This window comes from Gilvimarinus gilvus (genome assembly GCF_030518155.1).
Classification (GTDB): Bacteria; Pseudomonadota; Gammaproteobacteria; order Pseudomonadales; family Cellvibrionaceae; genus Gilvimarinus; species Gilvimarinus gilvus.
This window is the reverse complement of sequence record NZ_JAULRU010000465.1, coordinates 1-976: the sequence shown is the minus strand read 5'-3', so window position 1 is coordinate 976 and position 976 is coordinate 1. Positions and strand designations below refer to the sequence as shown.

At 56.9% G+C, this 976-nt stretch carries 1 protein-coding gene; it reads left to right on the top strand.

Translation table 11 applies throughout. The features are described from left to right. Positions 1–178: 178 nt before the first annotated feature. The coding region (locus QWI17_RS08900; protein ID WP_302722163.1) for an IS110 family RNA-guided transposase at positions 179–976 on the top strand (798 nt) is incomplete at its 3' end.

Genomic DNA, 976 nt, shown 5'->3' with positions numbered 1-976 from the left:
CTGAAGGCAGGGTTTGCCCCTGACCTTGTACGTAGAGAGGCCCCCGCCTCATTGCCCACCACGAAGAGTATCGAGAAGCCGACAAGTCGGACTTCGCATTACAAGGTTGCAGCGGCATGAAGTTCGAGGTCGGGGAACCGGAGGCCATTGTTACCTAATTCGCTTGGGAGAGGGAAGAATGAGTGTCTGGGTTGGCCTCGATATCGGCTCACGGACTTCGGTCGTTGGGGTGCGTAAAGATGGCCGCACTGCCGGTCAGTGGGATATCGCTCAAACCCCTGCCGGTCGCAAGGCTGCGGTGAAAAAGCTGCAGGCGCTCAAGCCTACGTCGATCGTGATGGAGGCGACCGGGATCTATTACCTGGACTTGGCCATTGAGCTGCACGCTGCTGACCTACCTGTTTCCGTGATCAACCCCAAGAGCTTCCACAACTTCGCCAAACTGATGCTGGTGAACAGCAAGACTGACGCAATAGATGCTCAGCTGCTGTCCGAGTACGGGGAGCGTATGACCCCGCGTTTGTGGACACCTCCAAGCACTGTACAGCTTGAACTCAGAGGCCTTGGCCGGCACATCAATCGTTTGGTGGGACACCGTATCAGGGCGAAGAACGAGCTGCATGCATTGCAGGCGACCGCCACGACTGCCTCGATGTTGATCGAGGATCAAGAAGAAGAGATTGCTTCACTAAGTAATCGAATCGAGCGCTTTCGTAAGGCAGGGCGCGAGTTAATCGCCCAGTGTCCAAGGCTAACTCGACAGTACGAGCAACTCCTCGCAGGCCCTGGGATTGGAGAGGTCTCGGCGCTGGCCGCCCTGGCTGAGCTGACCACGCTGCCCGAAACGCTCAAGTCCTCTCAGGTCGCTCGTCATGCTGGCCTTGATGTTCGACAGACACAGTCTGGAACAAGCATTGATAAACCTGGTCGGCTCGGCAAAAGCGGGAATGCCTATTTACGGGCAGCCATGTACATG